The 16294-nt window shown below is 71.3% G+C and carries 18 protein-coding genes; 8 read left to right on the plus strand and 10 right to left on the minus strand.

Going from position 1 to position 16294, the window contains the following annotated elements; translation table 11 throughout:
* Positions 1 to 81: 81 nt before the first annotated feature.
* Both ACSMXO_RS00140 and ACSMXO_RS00145 read right to left on the minus strand, forming a co-directional pair.
* Complete coding sequence (locus tag ACSMXO_RS00140; RefSeq protein ID WP_455416270.1) at positions 82 to 513, minus strand: SufE family protein; 432 nt, start codon at positions 511 to 513, stop codon at positions 82 to 84.
* 22 nt (positions 514 to 535) lie between these two features.
* Positions 536 to 961 carry a CBS domain-containing protein gene (locus ACSMXO_RS00145; protein ID WP_455416271.1) on the minus strand — a complete coding sequence of 142 codons (426 nt, stop codon included), beginning with the start codon at positions 959 to 961 and terminating at the stop codon, positions 536 to 538.
* A 162-nt stretch (positions 962 to 1123) separates the two neighbouring features.
* Between ACSMXO_RS00145 and ACSMXO_RS00150 the strand changes: the two genes are divergently transcribed.
* On the plus strand, positions 1124 to 1747 hold the full coding sequence (locus ACSMXO_RS00150; protein WP_455416272.1) for a dTDP-4-dehydrorhamnose 3,5-epimerase family protein: 624 nt from the start codon (positions 1124 to 1126) through the stop codon (positions 1745 to 1747).
* 72 nt (positions 1748 to 1819) lie between these two features.
* Here the strand turns inward: ACSMXO_RS00150 and ACSMXO_RS00155 are convergent, their stop codons facing one another.
* Positions 1820 to 3082, minus strand: a complete 1263-nt coding sequence (locus ACSMXO_RS00155) for an MFS transporter (RefSeq protein WP_455416273.1) — start codon at positions 3080 to 3082, stop codon at positions 1820 to 1822.
* 122 nt (positions 3083 to 3204) lie between these two features.
* Here ACSMXO_RS00155 and ACSMXO_RS00160 point away from each other — a divergent pair, with 122 nt between their 5' ends.
* The gene (locus ACSMXO_RS00160; RefSeq protein ID WP_346261091.1) at positions 3205 to 4149 is read left to right on the plus strand and encodes a LysR family transcriptional regulator; all 945 of its coding nucleotides are present in this window, start codon (positions 3205 to 3207) and stop codon (positions 4147 to 4149) included.
* Here ACSMXO_RS00160 and ACSMXO_RS00165 read toward each other — a convergent pair.
* On the minus strand, positions 4146 to 5921 hold the full coding sequence (locus tag ACSMXO_RS00165; RefSeq protein WP_455416274.1) for a proline--tRNA ligase: 1776 nt from the start codon (positions 5919 to 5921) through the stop codon (positions 4146 to 4148). The genes ACSMXO_RS00160 and ACSMXO_RS00165 overlap by 4 nt on opposite strands.
* 182 nt (positions 5922 to 6103) lie before the next feature.
* Here ACSMXO_RS00165 and ACSMXO_RS00170 point away from each other — a divergent pair, with 182 nt between their 5' ends.
* The 3 genes from ACSMXO_RS00170 (at position 6104) to ACSMXO_RS00180 (ending at position 8394) form a co-directional block, all read left to right on the plus strand.
* On the plus strand, positions 6104 to 6874 hold the full coding sequence (locus tag ACSMXO_RS00170; RefSeq protein WP_455416275.1) for an SGNH/GDSL hydrolase family protein: 771 nt from the start codon (positions 6104 to 6106) through the stop codon (positions 6872 to 6874).
* A gap of 109 nt (positions 6875 to 6983) precedes the next feature.
* Positions 6984 to 7496, plus strand: a complete 513-nt coding sequence (locus tag ACSMXO_RS00175; RefSeq protein WP_455416276.1) for a SigE family RNA polymerase sigma factor — start codon at positions 6984 to 6986, stop codon at positions 7494 to 7496.
* Complete coding sequence (locus tag ACSMXO_RS00180; RefSeq protein ID WP_455416277.1) at positions 7489 to 8394, plus strand: hypothetical protein; 906 nt, start codon at positions 7489 to 7491, stop codon at positions 8392 to 8394. Before ACSMXO_RS00175 ends, ACSMXO_RS00180 begins: the two co-directional genes overlap by 8 nt.
* Before the next feature lie 128 nt (positions 8395 to 8522).
* Here ACSMXO_RS00180 and ACSMXO_RS00185 read toward each other — a convergent pair whose 3' ends face one another.
* Positions 8523 to 9134: a pentapeptide repeat-containing protein gene (locus tag ACSMXO_RS00185; protein ID WP_455416278.1), complete on the minus strand. Its 612-nt coding sequence runs from the start codon at positions 9132 to 9134 to the stop codon at positions 8523 to 8525.
* A gap of 63 nt (positions 9135 to 9197) precedes the next feature.
* On the opposite strand from ACSMXO_RS00185, the gene ACSMXO_RS00190 reads away from it, so the two are divergent.
* Entirely contained in the window at positions 9198 to 10106 is a 909-nt protein-coding gene (locus ACSMXO_RS00190; RefSeq protein WP_455416279.1) for a sulfurtransferase, read from the plus strand.
* Here the strand turns inward: ACSMXO_RS00190 and ACSMXO_RS00195 are convergent.
* From ACSMXO_RS00195 to ACSMXO_RS00205, 3 genes are all read right to left on the minus strand, one after another.
* Positions 10103 to 11008 (minus strand): low temperature requirement protein A, encoded by a 906-nt coding sequence (locus ACSMXO_RS00195; RefSeq protein WP_455419450.1) that lies wholly within the window; start codon positions 11006 to 11008, stop codon positions 10103 to 10105. The genes ACSMXO_RS00190 and ACSMXO_RS00195 overlap by 4 nt on opposite strands.
* Positions 11005 to 12369, minus strand: coding sequence for a YncE family protein (locus ACSMXO_RS00200; RefSeq protein WP_455416280.1), 1365 nt, complete (start codon positions 12367 to 12369; stop codon positions 11005 to 11007). The genes ACSMXO_RS00195 and ACSMXO_RS00200 overlap by 4 nt, the downstream gene beginning before the upstream one ends.
* Before the next feature lie 86 nt (positions 12370 to 12455).
* Positions 12456 to 12710, minus strand: coding sequence for a flavin reductase (locus ACSMXO_RS00205; RefSeq protein WP_455416281.1), 255 nt, complete (start codon positions 12708 to 12710; stop codon positions 12456 to 12458).
* A 490-nt stretch (positions 12711 to 13200) separates the two neighbouring features.
* Between ACSMXO_RS00205 and ACSMXO_RS00210 the strand changes: the two genes are divergently transcribed.
* Both ACSMXO_RS00210 and ACSMXO_RS00215 read left to right on the plus strand, forming a co-directional pair.
* A complete protein-coding gene (locus ACSMXO_RS00210; protein WP_455416282.1) occupies positions 13201 to 14010 on the plus strand; it encodes a helix-turn-helix domain-containing protein in 810 nt (269 codons plus the stop codon).
* Complete coding sequence (locus ACSMXO_RS00215) at positions 14001 to 14189, plus strand: DUF397 domain-containing protein (protein ID WP_455416283.1); 189 nt, start codon at positions 14001 to 14003, stop codon at positions 14187 to 14189. The genes ACSMXO_RS00210 and ACSMXO_RS00215 overlap by 10 nt, the downstream gene beginning before the upstream one ends.
* A 20-nt stretch (positions 14190 to 14209) precedes the next feature.
* Here ACSMXO_RS00215 and ACSMXO_RS00220 read toward each other — a convergent pair whose 3' ends face one another.
* Entirely contained in the window at positions 14210 to 14779 is a 570-nt protein-coding gene (locus ACSMXO_RS00220; RefSeq protein WP_455416284.1) for an NUDIX hydrolase, read from the minus strand.
* Positions 14780 to 14830: 51 nt separating this feature from the next.
* Complete coding sequence (locus ACSMXO_RS00225; protein ID WP_455416285.1) at positions 14831 to 16156, minus strand: MFS transporter; 1326 nt, start codon at positions 16154 to 16156, stop codon at positions 14831 to 14833.
* Between the last annotated feature and the right edge of the window lie 138 nt (positions 16157 to 16294).

Below are 16294 nucleotides of genomic sequence, written 5' to 3' on the forward strand. Positions count from 1 at the left end.
CCTCCGGTGGCTCCAGAGCGACGTCTGTCGATGTTGTTGCACGTGAAACGTTGCCGTACCCCGGGTTTCGGCGCTGTGTGGTCAGTCGAGCTGCTCCCGGACCTGCCGCTTGAGCCGGGCCAGGATGGCGTTGCCGCCGCGTACCCGCAACGGGCTGATCGCCTGGGCCAGCCCCATCCGCTGGTAGAGGTCGTCCGGTACGGCCAGCACCTCGTCGGCGTTCGCCCCGGCCAGCCCCTCGGCCAGGATCCCGGCGAAGGCCCGGGTGGTGGGCGCCTCCGGCGGGCAGTCGAACCAGGTCGTCACCGTGCGGTCGGCGGCCACCTCGGCCCGCAGGAAGAACGCGGTCTGGCACTCCGGGACCTGCTCCATCCCGGCGTGGCCGGTCAGCTCCGCCGGCAGCGGCGGCACCGCGTCGGAGTACTCCAGCAGCATCTCGAGGACCACGTCCCGGGGAGCGGCGGCGAACTCCGCCACGATCTCGGCGAGTTTCGGTGGCATCGACTGCGGCATGGACCCAGGCTACCGAGGTGCCTCACAGGCGCGGACTGGCCTTGCTGATCTCGCTCAGTGCCGGCGACGGGTCCAGGCGTACCGCCAGATCGCCCAGGGAGACGATGCCGACCAGTTGCCGGTCGTTGTCACAGACCAGGATCCGGCGTACCGCCCGATCCCGCATCAGGGCGGCGGCCTCGGCGGCGGTGGAGTTCTGTTCGATCATCACGATGTCCCGGGAGGCCACCGAGCCGATCGTGGTCTGCCGGGCGTCCCTGCCCTCGGCGACGGCCCGGATCACGATGTCCCGGTCGGTCACCATGCCGAACAGGTTCGGCCCGTCCGTCACCACCACGTCGCCGATGTCGGCGTCCCGCATGGCCCGGGCGGCCTCGTCCAGAGTGGTGGCCGCGGGAAGATAGACGATCCCCCTGGTCATGACGTCGCGGACTCTGACCTCAGTCACGGTGTGCCTCCGAACCCCCGGTTTTGCCGATACCACCTGCTACCCCCTGCCCGGCACGCTAACACCGTGTCGGGTTTCCGATCGGCCACTCCGGCCGTTGGACGGTACGGTGCGGTTGATCCCGATAAGCCGGAGAGATCCGAGCGACTCTGTGAGGTGCGAGTGAAGGCCACCGAGCTCTCCATCCCCGGCGCCTGGGAGTTCCTCCCTCAGCAGTTCTCCGACGACCGGGGCCGGCTCGTCGTCTGGTACGACGCGGCGGTCTTCGCCGACGCGCTCGGCTTCGAGCTGGCCGTGGCGCAGGCCAACCAGAGTGTCTCCCGGCGGGGCGTGATCCGGGGGGTGCACTGGGCCGACGTGCCGGTCGGCCAGGCGAAGTACGTCTACTGCCCGCGCGGCGCCGTACTCGACATGGTGGTCGACCTGCGGGTCGGTTCGCCGACCTTCGGCCGGCACGAGGTGACCCGGCTGGACACCATCGACAACCGTGCCGTCTATCTGCCCGAGGGGGTCGGCCACGCCTTCGTGGCGCTGGAGGAGGAGAGCATCGTCAGCTACCTCTGCTCCGCCCGGTACGCCCCGGCGCGGGAGCGGATCGTGCACGTCCGGGACCCGGAGTTGGCACTGCCCTGGCCGGCCGACCTCGACCCGATCCTCTCCGAACGCGACGCCGACGCGCCCAGCCTGGCCGAGCTGCGCGCCGCCGACCTGCTGCCCCGGTACGCCGAGTGCCAGCGGCTCTACCAGGCACAGCGGTCCCGCCGGGCCGGCCAGCCGACGGACTAGGCGTAGGAGGCCGGGACGCCGCCGGCACCGCGGCCACGTTGTGCAGCGGGTGGCTCGCCGTCATGGGCGCCGTCAGGTCGGTGGTAGTGGTGTGCGGATTCCACGTGCTCGGTGCGTCGCGGGTTCAGGGTCGGACAGGTGCGTCCGGTTCGGCAGCAGGAGCGGGGTGGCGAGCAGGAGAACGCCGGAGATGGTGATCGCGGCGAGCGGGCTGGTGAGGGTGGCGAGGATGCCCCAGATCACCATGAGGGTGGCCTGGAGGAGTTTGCTGCTGACACTCCAGGTGCTGAGCACCCGGGCGACATGATCCGCGGGGGTTCGTTGCAGGCGTTCTGTGGCGTAGATCGGGTTGAAGACACCCATGCACGTGATCAGCAGGCCCTCGACGACGATCACGGTGAGGAGGCCGGCGATGCCGGGCTGGAGGAACGCGAGACCGAACGGGAAGAGCGATCGCAGCCAGCCGGAGACGGTCATGACCCGGTGCCGGCCGTAACGCCGCACGAGGCGTGCGGAGAGGCGGGCGCCCACGAAGCCGCCGAGTGCCGGGATGCCGAAGGCAAGACCGTACTGCCAGGCCGGGAAGTGGTATTCGCCCAGCAGAAGGACGGCCAGGAGCGGGGCGGTGGCCATGATCAGGCCGCTGACCAGAATCGAGTTGAGGAACAGGCACCGTAGTGCGCGGTCGTGCAGGATGAACCGCCAGCCACCGAGAAGGTCGGCTCCGCGCAGCCTGTTGGCCTGGTCGCGGGGTGCCGCGACGTCGCCGCCGCGGATGCGGAGGATCCCGAGCGCGGACAGCAGGTAGCTGACGGCGTCGGCCGTGACGGTGATGACCGGGCCGAGCAGCCCGATGAGCGCGCCGCCGAGCGGCGGTCCGGCCGCGGTCGCCAGCCAGTTCGTGCCCTCGAATCTCCCGTTCGCGGTCAGCAGGTGATCACTGCGGACGAGGTGTTTCAGGTACGCGCCGGATGCGGCGGTGAAGGCGATGCTCGCGGCTCCGGAGATGACCGAGACGACCAGCAGTTGGCCGTAGGACAGCAGGCCGAGGAGGTACGCGACCGGAACACTCGCCATCGCGAGGAACCGAGCCAGGTTCATCGTGATCATCACCGGGCGCTTGGACCGGTGGTCGACCCACGGCCCGAGCGGGATCGCGATGATCGCCGCGACGGCAAGCCCGGCTGCCTCCAGGAGCGCAATCGCGAATGCCGACGAGTGCAGCACTCGAACCGCGATGAGCGGGAACGCTCCGAAGGCGACCCACGTGCCGTACGTGCTGACGGCATGGGCCGACCACAACCAGCCGAAACCGGGCCCCAATTTCCCGCGCACCTGACTCCTCCGCGACAACCGATGTTTGGGTCCGGTGCATCACATCGGCCGCGCGAGGCAGGATCAAACAACCGCCTTTCGGCGAGCCACAACGATACGTTGGGCGGGCCTAGGCTGGACCGGTGGATACCGAGGCGGTGCGATCGTTCGTCCGGGCGGCCGAGCTGGGACAGTTGCAACACGCGGCCGACGAACTGGGCGTGACGCAGCAGGCGGTCTCGAAGCGGGTCGCCACCCTGGAGCGCGAGCTGGAGGTCCGCCTGTTCACCCGTACCGCCCGAGGGGTCGAACTGACACTCGACGGCCAGGCATTCCTGCCACACGCCCGGAACATCGTCGCGGGTGTCGATCGCGCCGTCACCGCGGTCAGGCCGGGCTCGCGGGCCCAACGGATCGACGTGCTAGGCCTGCGAAGCGCGCAGGCCGTCGTCCTGCACGACTATTGGCGGTCGCATCCCGAAACCGACCTCGACGTGGTGACCCTCAGGGTCGACGACCCGCACCTGGCGGCCGCCGCCGTCCAGGCCGGCGATGTCGACGCCTCGTTCCGCACCGTCACCGATCCGGCCACGCTGCCGCGCGACGTGCGAATGATCCACGCCTTCGACTCCGCGCTGGAACTCCTGGTCGGCCCCAGGCATCCGCTCGCCTCCGCACGAACAGTGACACCACCCCAACTGCGCAAACTCCGAATCTGGGTGCCGGGCATCGTGCCCCGGAGCGAATGGGCAGAGTTCTACGATCAGCTCGGCACCGCCTTCGACCTCCGCATCGACGCGGCAGGCCCGAACTTCGGTAACGAGGTACTCCTCGACGTCCTCGCGGACTCCGCCGACGTGGCCACCCTCGTCGGCGCGCGCGACCGGTACATCTGGCCGGCGAACCACGACCTACGCCGTATCCCGATCGTGAACCCGACGCTCGCCTACCCGCTCTTCCTCATGTTTCCCAGAACGAGTCCGCACCCGGGACTTCGGGCGATCATCAACCACTTCGCAAGCCTGCCCCCGCTTCCCGAGGCGGCCTGGCTCCCGTCCTGGGCAACGACACCGCGAGACGGCCACTAGCTCGCCGGGAGGCCGCCCGATCCGGGACCGGCCGGCTCGGTCAGCCGTGCCAGCAGCTCCGCCGCCGGCAGCTCGGTGCGGTCTCCGGTGGCGCGGTCGCGCAGTTCGACGTACCCGTCGGCCCAGCGGCGGCCGACCACGACGGCGCGCGGGATGCCGATCAGCTCGGCGTCGGCGAACTTGACCCCGGCCGAGACGTGCGTCCGGTCGTCGACCAGCACCCGCAGGCCGCGCCCGGCGAGTTGCCCGGCCAACTCCAGCGCCGCCTCCACCTGCGGCCCCTTTCCGGCCGCTACCAGGTGTACGTCGCACGGCGCCACCGCCGCCGGCCAGACCAGCCCCCGGTCGTCGTGGTGCTGTTCGGCGATCGCCGCCACCGCCCGGGACACCCCGATGCCGTAGCAGCCCATGGTCAACCGGACCGGCTTGCCGTCCTGGCCCAGCACGTCGACCCGGAACGCGTCGGTGTAGCGCCGGCCGAGCTGGAAGACGTGTCCGATCTCGACGCCCCGGCGGATCGTCAGCACCCCCGGGCGGCAGGCCGGACAGCGGTCGCCGGCCCGGACCTCGGCCGCCTCGATCGTCCCGTCCGGGGTGAAGTCCCGCCCGCAGACCACGTCGGTGGCGTGCCGCCCCGGCTCGTTGGCGCCGGTCAGCCAGGCGGTGCCGGGCGCCACTCGGGGGTCGACCAGATAGCGGATGCCGCGCTTGGCCAGCAGTTGCGGGCCGATGTAGCCGCGGATCAGCTCAGGCCGGTCGGCGAAGCCGTCGAACATCGACACGGTGGCCGGGCTCAGCACCGCGGCGAGCCGCTTGAGATCGACCTCGCGGTCCCCCGGCACGCCGATGACCAGCAGTTCCGGCTCGTCCGAGCCGGGCCGGCGCAGCTCGACGACGACGTTCTTCAGGGTGTCGGCGGCCGTCCAGTCGCTCCGGCCGCCGAGGTGCCGGGCGTTGGCGAGCGCGACCAGGGACTCGATGGTCGGCGTCTCCGGGGTGTCGTACACCTGCGCCGAAGGGTGGGCGTGCACGTCCCCGGCCGGTGCCGGCGGGGTGGTCACCGCCTCGGTGTTGGCCGCGTAGTCGCAGGCGGTACAGCCGACGAAGGTGTCCTCACCGACCGGGGTGGCGGCGAGGAACTCCTCGGAGGCGGAGCCGCCCATCGCGCCGGAGGTCGCCGCCACGATCGTGTACGCCAACCCGAGCCGGTCGAAGATCCGCTGGTACGCCGCCCGGTGCCGGCCGTACGCCGCCGCCAGCCCCGCCCGGTCCAGGTCGAACGAGTAGGAGTCCTTCATCAGGAACTCCCGCCCGCGCAGCAGCCCGGCCCGGGGCCGCGCCTCGTCGCGGTACTTCGTCTGCACCTGGAAAATCGAGACCGGGAAGTCCCGGTAGGACGTGAAGGTGTCCCGGACCAGCAGGGTGGCCATCTCCTCGTGGGTGGGGCCGAGCAGGTATTCCGCGCCCCGGCGGTCCTTCAGGGTGAAGATGTCGTCGCCGTACTCGGTCCACCGGCCGGTCGTCTCGTACGGCTCCCTGGGCAGCAGGGCCGGAAAGAGCACCTCCTGGCCGCCGATCGCGACCATCTCCTCCCGGACCACCTGGGTGACCCGGTCCAGCACCAGCCGGCCGAGCGGCAGCCAGGTGTAGCCGCCCGGGGCGGCGCGACGGACGTAACCGGCCCGGACCAGCAGCCGATGGCTCGGCACCTCCGCGTCGGCCGGGTCCTCGCGCAGCGTACGCAGAAACAGCGTGGACATCCGCAGCAACATCCGGGCAGCGTAGACCCGGGGCGGTAACGAGGCATCGGAATTGTCGCCCGTCGCCGGCGCGCCGTGCCGGCGCTCGTGCGGTCCCGGTCACCTTCCGGCGCCGGGCGTGCCCGGAACGGGGTCGTGCTGACAGACTGACCCCCGGTCGGTGGGAGTGGGGAGTAGTGCAGGGGAGGCCCGACATGCGCTGGCGCAACTTCGTGGCGGTCGGAGACAGTTTCACCGAGGGACTGGACGACCCGTATCCGGATGGCAGTTTCCGGGGCTGGGCCGACCTGGTGGCCGCGACGCTGGCCGCCGAGGCCGGGCCGGATTTCGGGTACGCCAATCTGGCGATCCGGGGCCGGCTGTTCGGCAACATCGTGGCCGAGCAGGTGCCGGCCGCCCTGGAGATGCGCCCCGACCTGGTCAGTTTCGCGGCCGGCGGCAACGACGTACTGCGCCGCAACTTCGACCCGGGCGCCCTGGTGGAGCGCTTCGACCAGGTGGTCGCCGAGTTCCGGGCCACCGGGGCGGACGTGCTGCTGTTCCGGTTCGCCGACGTGATGTCCCGGCTCCCCGGGCAGCGGCTCGTGGCGCCCCGGGTGCAGATGCTGAACCGGGCGGTCGGTGAGACGGCGGAGCGGCACGGCGCCATGCTGGTGGACCTCTTCGCCGACGACGTCTTCGGGCACCCGCTGCTGTGGAGCTCGGACCGGCTGCACCTGTCGGCGGCCGGACACCGCCGGGTCGCCGGCCGGGTGCTGGCCACCCTTGGGGTGGCGCCGGACGAGAGCTGGTTGGTGGTGCCGCCCCGGCCGGCCCCGACGCCGTGGCTGGCGGCCCGGGGCGCGGACCTGCGCTGGGTCGGGCAGCACTTCGCGCCCTGGATCAGGCGCCGGCTCACCGGCCGGTCGTCCGGCGACACGATCACCGCCAAGCGCCCTTTGCTGGAGCCGTACGCCGAGCGGTGAGAGGGACACGTACTTCTCGTCGCCTTCCTCGCTGCGTCCCGCAACCTGCCAGGTTCGCCGTCCGTGACTCGGACAGGAGACCGGGAACGGAGTAGGAGGGCGGCGGCCGATGCGGGACGCGCATGGCTTTGACGAGTTCTATCGCGCCACATCGCTGCGGATGCTGAGGTACGCGGTGGCCCTGACGGGCGACCGCACCGAGGCGGAGGACGCGGTGCAGGAGGCGTACGCCAGGGCCTGGCGGCGTTGGCAGTCGGTGTCGGCGCATCCGGCCCCGGAGGCGTGGGTCCGGCTGACAGTCAGCCGGCTGACCACCGACCGCTGGCGCCGGATCTTCGGGCTGCGGAGCGCCCTGGCCCGGCGCGGCCCGGCGAGCGAAGCGGTCGACGCACCCAACGAGGACAGCGTGCTGCTGTTGCGGGCACTCCGGGAACTGCCGGCGAACCAGCGCCAGGCCCTGGCCAAGCACTACCTCTACGACATGTCCGTGCAGGACATCGCGGACGAGTCGTCCGTGGCGATCGGCACGGTCAAGTCGTGGCTGTCCCGGGGCCGTGCACGGCTCGCGGTCGTCCTTGCCGACCTGGCTCCGCATCGCACGTTGGAGGTGCACGATGTCTGACCTCAGTCGCATGTACTCGGAACTCGGAGGCACCGTGGAGCCTGGTGCGTTGACCCCGCCGGAGGAACTGCGCCGTGGCGCCGACCGGCGGGCCCGGCGCCGGACCCTGGTGGTGGTCGCCGGGGCCGTACTCGCGATCGCCGGCACCGCCGTGGTGGTACCGAACCTGGTCGACGCGAACGGGCCCGGCCCGATCGTCGGTACGACGCCGACCGCCGAGCCGACCGACGTGCCCAGCAGCACCCCGCCGACCAGTACCCCGACCCCGACCCCTCCGGCCAGCACGACCACACCGGGCGGACAGGCCACCGGTACGACGATCCGCCCGCCGACCTCGATCCCGGACCGAGCCTTCCTGATCCAGCCCAAGGACACCTTGGCGGGCGTGTCCCGGCGCAGCCCGGAGTGGCAGCAGATGCTCCCCAAGCTCTGCGGCCGGAAGTTCGGCACCGACGCCTCGATCGTGGCCCGCCGCTCCCTGATGTACGTCTACGGCAATCCGCCCACCCGACCGGGCCACGTACCGGACGCGTATCTCGTCCAGACGATCACCAGCTACGAGGATCGTGCGGCGTCGACCTTCATGGACCAACTCGCCGACGCGGTCCGGGACTGCCGGCAGGAGTCCGACGGCCCCCGGGTGATCCGGTACAAGCTGCTGACGGCTCCCGATCGGGGCGACGAGGCACTGCTGATCCAGATCCGCAGCGACGTCCTCGACATCAACACCAACGAGGCCACCGGCACCGCCGACACCCTGGTCTCGGTGGTCCGGATCGGGCCGGTGGTGACGATCCTGCACGACATCAGCTGGGAGTCGGGCGTCGAGACCCAGCCCGAGGTGATGCAGAACTTCACCCGGCTGGCCGTCGACGGCATCGACAACTGGCTGCGATAGGCCGATCGCCAACCTGGGACGCCCGCGTGGTGGAGGTCGGTCCGGTCCGGCCTCCACCACTTGGCAGCGGTCAGCCGACCGGGAAGCCGAGTGCAGTCAGTCAGCCGACCCCTGGAAGTCGAGTGCGGTCAGCCGACCTGGAAGCCGAGGGCCTGGGCGAGCACGATCGTCTGGTTCGGGTCGACGATCGCACCGGAGCGTTCGACGGTGGTCGGGTCGAGTGTGCTGAGATCGCTGCCGCGCAGGTCGGACCGGACGAACCGGGCGCCGCGCAGTTGCGCGCCGGAGAGGTCGACGTTGGTCAGGATCGCGTCGGTGCAGTTCGCGCCGGTCAGGTCCGCCTCGCGCATCCGTACGCCCTGGATGGTGACGCCGCGCAGGTCTGCGCCGGAAAGGCCCACGAACGACCAGTCCCCGCCGAGCACGGTGAGCGGCCGGACCGCCGACTCGACGAAGGTGCTGCCGACCACCTTGCAGCCGGCGAACTCGGCCTCGAAGAAGTTGCACCGGGTGAAGGTGCAGCGCAGGTACGCCGAGTCGGTGTGCCGGGAGGCGTTGAACCGTACGTTGCCGAAGACGCAGTTGGTGAAGCTGACCCGTTCCAGGGTCGCCTCGGTCAGGTCGACGTCGAAGAACTCGCAGTCGACGTACTCGTGTTCGACGAACTCGTCGCCGTACCAGTCGTCGCGTCGGAAGGTCCGACCCTCGTGTCGTACGCCTGTGCGGGCCGGCTCCGTCATGTGACGACGCTAACCGAGGAGAGCCGGCCTCCTCCAGCAGGCGCCCGGCGTACCGTGGAGATCATGCCGATCCCGAGCGATCCCGCACCGAGCCTTCAGGGTTACGCCGACCCGCAGCGCCTGGTCACCACCGAGTGGCTGGCCGAACATCTGGGCCAGCCGGGCCTGGTGGTGATCGAGTCGGACGAGGACGTGCTGCTCTACGAGACCGGCCACATCCCCGGCGCGGTCAAGGTCGACTGGCACCTGGAGCTGAACGACCAGGTGACCCGGGACTACCTGGACGCCGAGGCGTTCGCCCGGCTCTGCGCGGCCAAGGGGATCGGCCGGGACGACACGATCGTCTTCTACGGCGACAACTTCAACTGGTGGGCGGCGTACGCGCTCTGGGTCTTCACGCTCTTCGGACACCCCGACGTACGGCTGCTCGACGGTGGCCGGCAGAAGTGGGTCGCCGAGGGGCGGGAGCTGACCCGGGAGAAGACCGCGCGGCCCCCGGCCGACTATCCGACGCCGCAGCGGGACGACGCGCCGATCCGGGCGTACCGGGACCAGGTGCTGGCGCACATCGCGGCAGCCCGGCCGCTGGTCGACGTCCGCTCCCCGAAGGAGTACACCGGGGAGCTGACCCACATGCCGGAGTACCCGCAGGAGGGCGCGCTGCGCGGCGGCCACATCCCGGGCGCGCTGAGCAAGCCGTGGAAGTCGGCGGCGAACGACGACGGCACCTTCAAGGGCCCCGACGAGCTGCGGGCGATCTACGCCGACCAGCTCGGGCTGTCGCCGGACGACGACGTGATCGCGTACTGCCGGATCGGCGAGCGGTCCAGCCACACCTGGTTCGTGCTGCGGCACCTGCTCGGCTACCCCCGGGTGCGCAACTACGACGGCTCGTGGACCGAGTGGGGCAACCTGGTCCGGGCACCCGTGGTCAAGGGCGACCAGCCAGGCGGGCTCACCCCGCAGTCCTAGCCCGCTCCAACCCCTTCGGTGCTCGCCCTGTTCCGGTGTCCGGTCAGGGCGAGCATCGCGACGATCACCGCGATCACCGCGACCAGTTGCAGCCAGGCGCTCACGACGGTGCCGAGCGGCACGGTGCCGAGTACGATGCCGGCGGTCACCCAGCGGCTCCACCAGAGCGGCACGTGCAGGGACTGCCGGGCCACGGCGATCCCGGCCAGATAGAGGGCGACCCCGCCGGCCAGGGCCAGGGCCGCGTGCACCGACGCCGGTTCGCCGGGGTGCGCCACCACGGAGTGGATCCCGGCGGCCGCGACCACGATGCCGAGCAGCAGCGGGATGTGCGTGAAGCCGATCCGGAGCGCCAACCGGGCCCGGGGCCCGCGCTCGGCCCGCTCCAGCGCCGCCTCCGTCGCCCCGGTCTCGGTGAAGTACGTCCACCAGAGCGCGAAGGGCAGGGCCAGCGCCGCGACCGTCACGGCGACGGTGCCGGCGGTGAGGTGTGCGACGTCCACGCTGATCCCGATCGCCACCACCGACTCGCCGAGCGCGACGATCAGCAGCAGGCCGTGCCGCTCCACGAAGTGCCGTGCGGCGATGTGGAACGAGGCGATGACGCTGACCCAGGAGAGCCGGGGTACCAGGTAGGGGACGACCGACTGGAGGGCGAAGGCCGCCAGCCACAGCTCGTACCGGGCCGCTCCGTCGGCGAGCCCGCCGAGGACGACCAGCAGGGCGGAAGCGACGTTGTAGACCGCCAACCAGAGCAGGGCGATGCCGATCCCCGCCTGGGTGAAGAGCAGCAGGTGGACGCAGATCACCACCAGGTATCCCACGCCGAAGACCAGACCGGTGCGGCCGAACGCGGGAGCGCGTCCGGCGGTCGCCCCGAGGCGAGTACGGCCGGCGGTCAGCCGGGTACGACCACCTGACGCAGCGCCACCAACCCGGGTACGTCGATACGTTGCCGTACTGCCCCGGTGCCGGGGTCGACCCGGAGTACGGCGTCCGGCTGGCCGACGTAGAGCCGGGAGCCGTCGGGCGGGCCGGCGAGGCCGCGTACCTCGGTCGGGGTGGACCAGCGCGGCGCCGTGCCCCCGCCCGTGGTGGCCGCCATCCCGGCCACCTCGCGGCCGGCCCCGACCAGCAGTCTCCCGGCACCGTCGAAGCTCGCGGCGGCAGCGGGTGCGGCGTTACCCGACCCGGCGGTGCCGGCCAGCGCGTCGAACCGGACGGTCTCCATCACGGTCAACCCTTCGGGGTCGATCGTGGCCAGCGCGCCGGTACCGGTGTCCGCCACGTAGAGCCGGCTGCCGTCCCGGCTCAGCGCGATCGTGTGCCCGGTCGCCGCACGCTCGCCGAACGGCGCCGGCAGGTCGACGCAGAACGCCCAGCGTTCGGTCAGGTCGAGGGTGTGCACGAAGGCATGCACATGCGGGGCGTCCTCGCGCGCCCCGGCGCCGTGCGGGTTCCCGGCAGCAGCGATCCGGTCCCGGGTGTGCACATGGTCCGGCTGGTGCGTGTAGAGGGTGAAGAGCCGGTTGCGCTGCGAGTCGTACACCGCCTGCCGGCCCTCGCCGCGCATCTCCTCCTCGGCACCCTCCGGCACCACCGCCTTGACCCGGGTCAGCAGCGGCTCCACCCGCCCGGACGCGATGTCGACGACCCGTACCCGATAGCGGTCCGGTGCGGTCGGCGGCAGGTAGTCGAGGACGAAGAGTGCCTGGCGGGACGCGTCGAACGCCTCCGGTTCGAGGTTGCCGGGCAGTTCCAGCCGGCGCCGCTGCCCGGCACCGTCGGCGACCACGATCGTGGTCCGCTCCCGTGGCCCCGGCCGGTAGGGCGAGTGCCCCGGCCCGGCGTCGTCGGCGAGCGCCACCAGGCCGCCATCGGCCGAGGTGGTGCGGACCGCGAGCGCGCCGGTCAGGGTGCCCGCGCTGACCGCCGCGCCGTCCGGCAGCCGGTGACTGGTTACCCGGGTACCCCCGTCCGGGCGCTCGACCCGGACCAGCCGGCGGCCGTCGCCGCTGACCACCGCCGGAGCGGGCTGGACCAGCATCCGCCCGGTGGCCGCGTCGACCACCGCCAGCTTGCCGTCGGCCAGCTCCACCACGAGCGCCTCACCCTGAGCCAGCTTGCGGCGGGCGGCCTCCTCGTTCTCCCGGTCGCCGGACCGGAACTGGCAGCCGGCGCTGGCCGCGACCGCACCGATCCCGGCGGTACCGGCCAGCAGCGCGCCGGTCAACCGCAAGACGTCACGCCTCGTCGTCGTCATGCCGGGTAGAGCCGTGACACCCACCACCGGTTCCACCGTCACCGGTCCGGCCACGCCCGGACAGTTCTTGGTGGTCCCGCTCGTCGTCAGCGTGGGCGCGAGCGGGGCAGCCAGTAGACGATCCGGGTGGCGAGTTCACGGGGGTCGGTAGTGGGCAGGTCCTGTAGCGCGCGTTGCAGTTGGCCGGCGAGGTAGACCAGCAGCCCGATCCGGTTGTCGCGGTAGGCGCGGAGCAGGCCGAGCCGGGCGGGTTGGCAGGGCCAGCCCGCGCCGCAGGTCCGGCACCGGAACGACGGGCGTGCGGGTGTGTGCGGGCGGAACCGCGCGTGGGGGCCGTACATCGCGGTTTCCCGGTCATCGGTACTCGACCTGCCGGGTGCGGCCGGTCCGGTGATGGTGTCCGGCCCCGAGGGTCGTTCTCCAGGCCGGGCCGGCGTTGGTGTGCCGGACCCGGGCCGATGGTGGTGGCGACCCGACGGTACGCGGGCAGCGCCAGCGGCGACCACAGGAGCAGAAGGTCCAGAGGAAGTACCAGGCACGGTAATGCCGAATGGGCTGGCGATGGCGTCTGGGCATTGATCATCCCTTCTTTGCTGCTCTCGTGACGGAATTGGATGCGGGGTCGTTCCGGTGCCGGATGGAACGACCCCGCTCGGTTCCGCCCGTCCTGTTTCGACCCCGAGCGGTCCCGCTGACTTCCACTCTGGACGGCCGCCCCCTAACCTCGATAGGCGTGTGTCGCACCCGTCATGACCTGCACGAATGGTCGACAGTGCGAGTGGCGAACCGAGGCGAACTGTGGAGCGGATCCATTGACTTGCGGAGGGATTTATGACAGAGGCGCGGCAATCGATGATCGAGTTCATTGTCGACGAGATCCGCCGGGCGAGGGTGAGCGCCGGAATGACTCAGGACAGGTTCGGGCGGGGCGCCAGCTTCTCGGCTTCCCAGGTGAGTGCCGTCGAGACCGGAACTCGCGCGCTCACCCGGGAGTACGTCCGAGGCGCCGACAAGGCGCTGAAGACCGGCGGCCTCTTCGAGCGCATGGTGCTCAAGCTCAAGCTCGACGGCGAACCATCCTGGTTACGCGAGTGGATCGAGATCGAGCGCAAGGCCGACTCGTTCCGCTGGTTCGAGAACACCGTCATTCCCGCCTTGCTTCAGACCGAGGAATACGCCCGGGCCGTCTTCGCGAGTACCGGCGTGTTGACGGCCGAGGAGGTGGATGCTCGTGTTGCCGCTCGGTTGGAGCGGCAGGCCATCCTCAGCCGGGGAAAGCCCCCGCAGATGACGGCCGTGCTGGATGAAGGGCTGCTCCACCGGCCGATTGGCGGGCCGGAGGTGATGCACGAGCAGTTGCGGCACCTGGTGAGGGTTGCGGGCGAGATGCCGCAGCTCCGGCTTCAGATCGTGCCGACCGGCGTCGGCGCGTACGCCGGGTTGACCGGTCCGTTCGTCGTCGCCTCGCTGCCCGGCGACGAGAATCTGGCTTTCCTCGACAACTACCTCCAAGGCATGGTGGTGCACGACGCGTCGGAAGTAGCGTGGATTGTCAAGGCATGGGAGTCCATTCGAAGCGAGGCGCTACCGCACCACCAGTCCACCAAGTTGATATTGGAAGTGGCGGAGAGATGGAGTTGACCGGGGCGGTTTGGCGTAAGAGCACCCGCAGCAACGGGCACAGTGGCAACTGTGTGGAGGTCGCGGACAACCTGCCAGGGTTGGTCGGGGTCCGGGACAGCAAGGATCCGGCGGGTCCTGCGCTGCTCTTCAGCGCATCCGCGTGGCGTTCGTTCGTCGGGCAGGTCCGGGCGCGCTGACTGCCAGCGTCGTACCCGCCTCAGCAGCGCATCTGCTGGAGCTTTGCGCAGAAGCGGGTGAAGTGCGGGTCGAAGCGGGTCGGGTCCGCGTCACGTACCTCTGCCGGCGACCACCAGCGGGCCTCCCGAAACTCGCCACTGTCCAGTGTGAGCGGTTGTTCCCGGCCGAGCCTGAGTAGGAACCACAGGCTCACGTCGGTGTGTCCGGCGTCGATCCCGACGGTACGGGTCACGGTGACGAACACCGGCTCGTCCCCGACGAGGCCGCTCTCGACCGGTACGCCCAACTCCTCGTACGCCTCCCGGCGAGCCGTCTCGGCGGGGTGCTCGTCCGGGTCGACGTGCCCGCCCGGCGGTAGCCACAACCCGGCGTTGACGTGGTCGACCAGCAGCACAGCACCGTCGGCCGGATCGACCGGCACCACGTACGACACCAGGTGCCGGGGCGGGGTGGCCGGCTTCACCCGCCGGAACACGTCGTCGGTGCTCCGCAACCAGTGCAGTGTCTCCGACCGGTGGCCCGCCTCCACCTCGTCGCCGGGCACGATCCCCGCCACCACACCCCGCACCGCTCCCACCGACGCCCGCACCCATGCATCATGTCAGGACGTAGCGTTCGGCCGGCTATAGCGAGCCGAACGCTACGCGCTGACGATGGTCCGTTCGCGGGGTCGGAGGGAGTGCCAGGAAGCCATCGTGAGCAGGGCGAAGATGGCGGTGGCGGCGTACAGCACCGGGGGCAGGCCGGCGGTGGCGCCGAGCACTCCGGCCAAGGTCGCGCCCACCGGGGCGGCAAGCAGTGCGACCGTACGCTGGGCGCTGCCGACCCGGCCGAGCAGTTCGGCGGGGACGTTCCGCTGCCCGTACGCCGACCAGAGCGCGTTCCAGATCGCGGTGCCAGCCGAGCAGACGGCGAGTGCGACGGCGCCTGGCACCGGGTTTCGGGCGACCGCCAGCGTGGCGACCGCCAGCGTCTCGGCGACCAGCACCCAACGCAGCCCGGGCAGGGTGCCGAGCCGGGTGGCGACCTGCCCCGCGCAGAGTCCACCGGCCAGCGCGCCCAGCACCGCTGCCGCCATGAACAGTCCGTAGCCGGCGGCGGGCACCGCCAGCACCTCCAGCGCGTAGAGCACGATGATCGCGATCAGGCCGCTGGTGGCCAGGTTGGTGACCACGGTCAGACCGGTGATCCGGCGCAGTGTGCGGTCCTGCCAGATCCAGCGCAGCCCGGCACCGGCCGCCCGCCAGGCGGCATCTGGACCGGTGGGTCGGGCGCGTGACGCTGCGGCAGTGGCGCGGGTCGCGGTGGCAGTGGCGGGGGGCGTGGTGGCAGTGACGGGGGGCGTGGTGGACGGGTGGAACTGGGTCGGTCGCAGGGTCAGCGCCAGCAGGGCGGCGACCGCGAACGTCAGCGCGTCGACGGCGAAGGGCAGGGCCGCCGAGAGCGCGAAGAGCACCCCGGCCAGCGGTGCGCCGACGAATCCACCGGCGACGGCGGTACCGGCCTGGAGGCGACCGTTCGCCACCGCCAGCCGTTCGACGGGCACGATCCCGGGGAGTACGGCGAACGCGGCGGCGTCGAAGAGTACGCCGAGGGTGGCGAGCAGGAAGGCGCAGCCGACGAGCGCGACGGTTCCGACCTCGCCGGTGACGACCAGCAGCGCGAAGCCGGCGACCAGGACGGCACGCAGCCCATCCACCGTGGCCATGGTTCGGCGCCGGTCCCAGCGGTCGGCGTAGACGCCGCCGAGCAGGCCGAACAGCAGTGGCGGGAGTTGCCCGGCGGCCACCACGGCCGCGATCGCCCGTGGATCCCGGGTCACCGACGCGGCGAGCAGCGCGATAGCCGGGGTGCGCAGCGCGTCGCCGAGCCGGGACACCACCGATGCCGTCCACAGTGTCCGGAAGCCACCAGCCCGAAGACGGCCGACGGATCCCGCCGCCCTCGCCGCTGTCGTGTCGGACATCGGTGACCGCCTCTCCTCGACTCGCCGTACCGGTCCCGGACCGGGCCGAGCCTGCGGTCTCGATCGGGTCGAGGGTCAAGCCGGCCGCCCGCCGTCTGCGGGGAAAGTCGGCGGAAAAGCCGGACGCGGCGGGTCGCC

This window comes from Plantactinospora sp. DSM 117369 (assembly GCF_053764795.1).